General features: G+C 68.3%; 4 protein-coding genes. 3 read left to right on the forward strand and 1 reads right to left on the reverse strand.

All coding sequences use genetic code 11. The features are described 5' to 3' along the window. The first annotated feature begins 59 nt into the window (after positions 1–59). Together acs and glgP are read left to right on the forward strand one after the other, a co-directional pair. Positions 60–2,081, forward strand: coding sequence for an acetate--CoA ligase (gene acs / locus U9977_RS09645; protein ID WP_322748867.1), 2,022 nt, complete (start codon positions 60–62; stop codon positions 2,079–2,081). A gap of 103 nt (positions 2,082–2,184) precedes the next feature. Then, entirely contained in the window at positions 2,185–4,743 is a 2,559-nt protein-coding gene (gene glgP, locus U9977_RS09650; RefSeq protein ID WP_322748868.1) for an alpha-glucan family phosphorylase, read from the forward strand. 70 nt (positions 4,744–4,813) lie between these two features. Here glgP and glgX read toward each other — a convergent pair whose 3' ends face one another. Further along, complete coding sequence (gene glgX / locus U9977_RS09655) at positions 4,814–7,078, reverse strand: glycogen debranching protein GlgX (RefSeq protein ID WP_322748869.1); 2,265 nt, start codon at positions 7,076–7,078, stop codon at positions 4,814–4,816. A 247-nt stretch (positions 7,079–7,325) separates the two neighbouring features. Between glgX and U9977_RS09660 the strand changes: the two genes are divergently transcribed. After that, a partial coding sequence (locus U9977_RS09660; protein ID WP_322748870.1) for an enoyl-CoA hydratase/isomerase family protein occupies positions 7,326–7,545 on the forward strand: 220 nt, incomplete at its 3' end.

Genomic DNA, 7,545 nt, shown 5'->3' on the forward strand with positions numbered 1-7,545 from the left:
TCGGCACTTCGTGGTACACCCGGATGCGGATGACATGGCAGCCGGACGCAGGAGGACCCATGACCAGCACCGCGGACGGCACCGGTATCGCCGGCACCGACCAGACCGAGACCAGCGTCGCAGGCAGGGGTCTGGAACATGAGCTGGAGCGGATGCTGTCGGTCGACCGGTTCGATCCGCCGGCCGATTTCATCCCCCGGCAGGCTTATGCGGCCGATGTCGACTCGGCCGCCGCCGACCCGGTGGCTTTCTGGGCGGACAAGGCCCGGACCCTGCTGGCATGGGACGTCCCGTTCACGACCGTGCTCGATGATGAGAACCCGCCTTTTTACCGCTGGTTCGCCGACGGCCGTCTCAACGTCTCGGCGAACTGCCTGGATCGGCACGTGGCAGCCGGCCGCGGTGAGAAGGTCGCCTTCCACTGGGTCGGTGAGGAGGGCGAACGACGGGCGCTGACCTACACCGACCTGCTGGCCGCGACCCAGCGGCTGGCCAATGGGCTCAAGAGCCTCGGGGTCGACCGGGGCGACGTTGTCGGGATCTTTCTGCCGATGATTCCCGAAGTCGTGGTGGCGATGCTCGCCTGCGCCCGGATCGGCGCCGTCCACAACGTCGTCTTCGGCGGGTTCGCCCCGTCCGCGGTCCGTGAGCGGATGGAGGTCTCCGCGGCCAAACTGTTGATCACTGTGGACGGCGCCCGCCGCAAGGGTCGGACGGCCCCGGTCAAGGAGGCGGTGGACGCCGAACTCGGCGAGGTGAAAACCCTTGAGCACATCGTCGTGGTCCGTTCGACCGGCATACCCGCCCCGATGCTCGCCGGCCGGGACGTCTGGTACGACGAGCTGTGCGAGCGGGTCGACCCGGTGTGCCCGGCCGAGCCGATGGATGCCGAACATCCGCTGTTCATTCTCTACAGCTCCGGCTCCACGGCCAAGCCCAAGGGCATCCTGCACACCACCGGGGGATACCTGACCGGGGCGACCTACACCCACCGGCTCGTCTTCGACCTTGACCAGGCCTCGGACGTCTACTGGTGCTCGGCCGACGTCGGCTGGATCACCGGGCATTCCTACATCGTCTACGGGCCGCTGTCCAACGGCGCGACCAGCGTGATGTTCGAAGGCGCTCCCGATTATCCCGACCGGGACATCTGGTGGAAGATCATCGATGAGTTCAAGGTCACGATTTTCTACACTGCTCCGACGGCGATCCGGACGTGCATCAAGTGGGGCCCGCAGTACCCGGGCAGGCACGACCTGTCCTCCCTGCGACTGCTGGGCACCGTGGGCGAGCCGATCAATCCGAAGGCGTGGCTGTGGTACCACAAGGTGATCGGCGGTGGGCGTTGCCCCATCGTCGACACCTGGTGGCAGACCGAGACCGGTGCGATCATGATCTCTCCGGTGCCGGGTGTGACGTCGACCAAGCCTGGTTCGGCCACGACCGCGTTGCCCGGGATCTCACCGGCACTGCTGTCCGAGGATGGCGCGCCGATCACCGAGGGCACCGGCATCCTAGTGATCACCAAGCCGTGGCCGTCGATGCTTCGGACGCTCTATCGGGACGACGAACGGTTCGTGCAGACCTATTTTTCCCGATTCGGTCGGAGCGTGTATGTCGTCGGTGACGCGGCCCGGCGCGATGCCGACGGCTATTTCTGGATCATCGGCCGGATCGACGATGTGATCAATGTGTCGGGCCACCGCCTGTCGACGGCCGAGGTCGAGTCGGCGATCGTCGCCCACGAGGCGGTGGCGGAGGCTGCCGTCGTCGCCCGGTCCGACGACCAGACCGGCCAGGCCATTGTTGCTTTTGTCACATTGGTTGGGGATCGTGTCGGCGACGATGCGATGGTAAAGGAGATCCGCGACCATGTGGCCGCGCGAATAGGGAAGCTGGCCCGTCCCAAGCAGGTGATCTGGGCCGACGACCTCCCGAAGACACGCTCAGGGAAGATCATGCGACGGCTGTTGCGTGACATCGCCGAGGGGCGCGAGCTCGGCGACGTCACGACTCTGCGCGATCCGATGGTAATGGGGGCTTTGTCCGCGAAAGTCGCCGCAGCCGGCCCGGACGAGTGAGCAGGGGGTTCGGGGCGTCGGGTGGCCGAGGGCCCGGCTGCATCCTGGCCTGCCGACACCCGGGTGGATTCCGGCGCTCGGCGGTGTCTAGGCTCACAACTTCGTGAGAGCCCTTCGACGCTTCACCGTCCGTGCACAGCTCCCCGAGCAACTCCTCCCGCTCGGCGAGCTTGTGCTGAACCTCCGCTGGTCATGGCACCCGGAGACACTCGATCTTTTTGAGTCCGTTGATCCCGAACTGTGGCGCTCCTGCAAAGGGGATCCGGTTCGCTTGCTCGGCGAGGTCGACCACGAGCGCCTTGAGACCCTGGCAGCTGATCGCCGCTTCATCCGCCGCCTGCACGACGCCGCCGATGATCTGCAGGAATACCTGACCGCTCCACGCTGGTACCAGGCGCTGCCCGATGCCCCGAGGGCGATCGCCTACTTTTCCCCGGAGTTCGGCATCACCGAGGTGCTGCCCCAGTACTCCGGCGGCCTGGGGATTCTCGCCGGCGACCATCTCAAGACCGCCAGCGATCTCGGGGTGCCGATCGTCGGGGTGGGTCTTCTCTACCGGGCTGGCTATTTCGTGCAGTCGCTGTCCCGGGACGGCTGGCAGCAGGAGCGGTATCCCGGCATCGACCCCCACGGCCTGCCGCTGACCCAGCTCATCGATGCCTCGGGCGCTCCGGTCAAAATCGCGATCGGGCTTCCCGAAGGCCGCACCCTGCACGCGCAGATCTGGAAGGCGCAGGTCGGGCGGGTGCCGCTGCTCCTGCTCGACTCCGACGTCGAGGACAACCAGCCGGCCGAGCGGGGTGTCACCGACCGGCTCTACGGCGGTGGCACCGACCATCGCCTGCTCCAGGAGATGCTGCTGGGAATCGGCGGGGTTCGGGCGTTGCGGGCCTACTCGGCGGTTTCCGGTGCCCCGACTCCGGAGGTTTTTCACACCAACGAGGGCCACGCGGGTTTCCTCGGCCTGGAGCGCATCCGCGAGCTGACCGAGACCGGCCTGAGCTTCGACGAGGCGTTGGAGGCGGCCCGCGCCGGCACGCTGTTCACGACCCACACTCCGGTGCCCGCGGGAATCGACCGGTTTCCCAGGGACCTGGTGGCCCGTCACTTCGGCGGGGACAACGCCTGGCCGGGCGTGCCCGTCGACCGCGTGCTGGATCTCGGCGCGGAGTCAGACCCGAACATGTTCAACATGGCCCACATGGGCCTGCGGCTGGCTCAGCGCTCCAACGGGGTCAGCAGGCTCCACGGAATCGTCAGTCGCGAGATGTTCTCGGGCCTGTGGCCCGGGTTCGACCCGGCCGAGGTCGCCATCGGTTCGGTCACCAATGGCGTCCATGCCGCCACCTGGGTATCGCGCAGCGTGATCGAACTTGCTGACCGGGAGCTCGGTCCATCTCCCCTCGAGGATGGCGGCGAGGGTTTCGCAAAGATCGCCCAGGTGTCGGACGACGCGGTCTGGTCGATGCGTCGAGAACTGCGTGAACGCCTGGTGACCGAGGTTCGGCGGCGGCTGCGCACGTCGTGGCTGCAGCGTGGCGCCACACCCAGCGAGCTCGACTGGATCGACGGCGTGTTCGACCCGGCCATCCTGACGATCGGGTTCGCCCGTCGGGTCCCCTCCTACAAGCGTCTCACTCTGATGCTGCGGGACCGGGAACGGCTCACCCGGCTGCTGCGCCACCCGCAGCGCCCGATCCAGATGGTCATCGCCGGCAAGGCGCACCCGGCCGACGACGGCGGCAAGCAGCTCGTCCAGCAGATCGTGCAGTTCGCGGACTCCTCCGAGGTCCGTCATCGCATCGTGTTCCTGCCGGACTACGACATCGGGATGGCGCGTTTCCTCTACTCCGGTGCGGACGTGTGGTTGAACAACCCGCTGCGCCCGTTGGAGGCGTGCGGAACGTCGGGCATGAAGGCCGCGCTCAACGGTTGCCTCAACCTGTCCATCCGGGACGGTTGGTGGGACGAGATGTTCGATGGGCAGAACGGCTGGGCGATCCCCACCGCGGACGGTGTCGAGGACCCCGACCGGCGTGACGACCTCGAGTCGGTCGCCCTGTACGAGCTCCTGGAGAACACGGTCACCGCACGGTTCTACGACGTCGCCGGCGCGGGCGCGCCTCCTCGCCAGTGGACCTCGATGGTCAAGCACACCCTGTCCACGCTCGGCCCGCAGGTGCTCGCCACCCGGATGGTGCGGGAATACGTCGAGCGGTACTACCTGCCCGCCGCGGCCTCTGCGCGGGTGGCCGCGGCCGACGGGCTGCTCGGGGCACGCGAGCTCGCGGGCTGGAAGGCACGGATCCGCCAGGCATGGCCAGCCGTGCGGGTCGTCAACGTCGACTCGGCCGGGCTCGGTGACACCCCCCAGGTCGGGCAGTCGTTGGTGGTCCGGGCAACTGTCGAGCTCGGTGGCCTGGATCTTGGGGACGTAGAGGTTCAGGCGTCCTATGGTCGCATCGACGAGGCCGACCGGTTGCTCGACTCAGCCACCGTCGCGCTGGCCCACACCGGCGCCGGCGAGGGCGGCGGGCTGCGCTTCGAAGGCACCATCCCGTTGCGGCGGACGGGGGCCTTCGGCTACACCGTCCGGGTGCTTCCGCGACATCCGCAGCTCGCTTCGCCAGCGGAACTCGGGCTCGTGGCGAATCCCGACTGACCGGATCCCACCTGCTCCTGCGCGCCACCGGGTGGGGGGCCCGGTCGTACCCCGGCAGCCCCCCACCCGGTTATCCGGTGGCGCGCAGGAGCAGGACCGCGCGTCCGGTGACGTGGAGCTCCTGATCGGCGTCCAGGTGCCGGGCAGATCCGTCGAGGGTGCCGGGGAAGCCGGCGAGGTCCTCGGCGGAGGTGTCCAGCAGCAGCTCGTAGGCGTTGGCCCACGGCTCACCCGGCAGGACGACGGCCACCTCACCAGGGTCGGGATGCAGGACGAGCAGGAAGCTGTCGCCGGTAACGGTGGCGCCGTCCGGCGTGCGCCAGGGCAGCGTCCGTCCGGACAGATGGGCCACGACCGTGTGGACCAGCGGTGAGTTCCAGTCGGCGTCCGGCATGATTGTTCCGTCGGCGCGAAACCAGGTGATGTCCGCGAGCGACCCGATGCTGGACGGGCCGCCGCGGAAGAACGCCTGGCGGCGCAGTGTCTGCGACGCCCGCCGCAGCGCCACCAGGCCGCTGACGAGCCCGAGCAGCATCGGATCGTCTCCGGCGGGGTCGGTCGGGGATGACGGGCCGCCGCCGGCCGGCCCGTCCACCGGTCCGTCCACCGGCCCGTCTGTCGGTGCGCCGGTGGGCCAGCGGAGCCAGGAGATCGCGTTGTCCTGGCAGTAGGCATTGTTGTTGCCGTTCTGCGAACGGCCGAACTCGTCCCCGGCGAGCAGCATGGGTACGCCCGCCGACAGCAGCAGCGTCGCGAGTAGCGCGCGGCGGGTGTGGCGCCGGCAGGCCAGCACGTCCGGATCATCGGTCGGGCCCTCCACGCCGCAGTTCGTCGAGTGGTTGAAGCCGTCGCCGTCGCGGTTTCCCTCACCGTTGGCCTCATTGTGTTTCTCGGCGTGGGAGACGAGATCGGCCAGGGTGAAGCCGTCGTGTGCGGTCACGAAGTTGACCGAAGCCCACGGCCGCCGGCCCGAGTGCTGGTACAGGTCGCTCGATCCGGTGATCCGGTAACCCAGCTCGGCCACACCGGACGCGCGCTGGGTCCAGGCGGCACGGACGGTGTCGCGGTAGTGGCCGTTCCATTCCACCCATGGTGCGGGGAAGGCGCCGACCTGGTAGCCGCCCCAGCCGACGTCCCATGGCTCGGCGATGAGCTTCACACCTGACAGCAGCGGGTCGGCGTGGATGGCGGTCAGCAGCGGCGCGGCCGGGTCGAATCCGTCGGGGTTGCGGGCGAGCGCGGTTGCCAGGTCGAACCGGTACCCGTCCACACCCATCTCGGTGACCCAGTAGCGCAACGAGTCCATGATCAATTTGATCACGTGCGGGGATGAGGTGTTCAGGGTGTTGCCGCATCCGGTCACATCCCGGTACCGGCGTGGATCACTCGGCTCCACCCGGTAGTACGTGGTGTTGTCCAGCCCGCGCAGCGACAGTGTCGGCCCGCGTTCGCTGCCTTCGGCGGTGTGGTTGAAGACCACATCCAGGATGACCTCGATACCGGCCGCGTGCAGGTCATGGACCATGGCCCGGAACTCGGCCACCGGATTGTCCGTGGCCGCGTAGCCCGGATGCGGGGCGAAGAAGCCCAGGGTGTTGTAGCCCCAGTAGTTGACCAGGCCCCGCTGCGACAGCGCCGGTTCGGAGAGGTTCGCGTGGACGGGCAGCAGCTCGACGGCGGTGACACCGAGGGTACGCAGGTGGTCGATGACCGCCGGGTGTGCCAGCCCCGCGTAGGTGCCCCGCTGGCCGGTCGGGACATCGGGGTGCCCGTGGGTGAACCCCTTCACGTGCAGCTCGTAGAGGACCGTGTCGGGCCAGGGTGTGCCCGGCCGGTTGGCGGCCGGGTCGGGGATCGGGTCGGTACTGTACGGCCGGGGGTCGACGACCACGCATCGCGGGACGAAGGCCGCGGAGTCGCGCCCGTCCGAGCCGTCCGAGTACGGGTCGGTCTCGTCGAAACCCGAGATCGCCGGATGCAGGACAAGACCGCCGGTCAGCATGCGGGCGTATGGATCGACGAGAAGCTTCGCCGGGTTGTAGCGCAGGCCACGGTCGGGGGCGTACGGCCCGTGTGCGCGCAGACCGTAGCGCTGGCCCGGCCCGACACCGGGCAGGTAGCCGTGCCATACCCCGCCGTCACGTTCAGGTAGCCGGTAGCGATTCTCGATGCCCTGACCGTCGAACAGGCAGATCTCAACCGCGGCGGCATTGGGGGCTGCCACCGCAACGTTGACACCGGATCCGTCCCAGTGCACGCCGAGCGGGTCGGACGACCCGGGTAGGGCGCGGTGGGACAGATCCACGATGCCTCGGACCGGGGACAGCGTCGTCACGTCCGTCACGGTAGCTGTCGAATGATGCAGGCGCTCGCGGTAGGAGATCACCTCACGTGGCGATCAGAGGCCGGGGTCGATGTCGGACTGTGATCATGACGTATCCGTGAAGATCAGGCGGTTACGGCCTAAGGTGCGTCAGGGGTCCGGAAAGCGCGGCACCGATCCCCGGTACTGATCCGAAGTAGTAGTCCGCAGGAGCGATTCGCGGTAGTGATCCGCGGTGGTGAGCTGAGGAGGTCGGCCGGTGGCGGTCGTGCACTTTGAGGTCGACAACGCAATAGGCACGATCAGGTTGGACCGGCCTGCGATGAACGCGATTGACAGCCAGCTCACCGGCGAGCTGAGGGTGGCAGCGGCGCAGGCGGCGGCCCGTTCCGACGTTCGGGCCGTCGTGCTCTACGGCGGTCCCAAGGTGTTCGCGGCCGGAGCCGACATCAAGGAAATGACCCCGATGGGCTACGCCG

It is taken from the genome of Protofrankia sp. Cas8 (genome assembly GCF_963555845.1).
Taxonomy (GTDB): Bacteria; Actinomycetota; Actinomycetes; order Frankiales; family Frankiaceae; genus Protofrankia.

What these genes read in the sequence shown, in the direction of transcription:
- acs (WP_322748867.1), top strand. Translation starts at nt 60, where the DNA reads ATGACCAGCACCGCGGACGGCACCGGTATCGCCGGCACCGACCAGACC.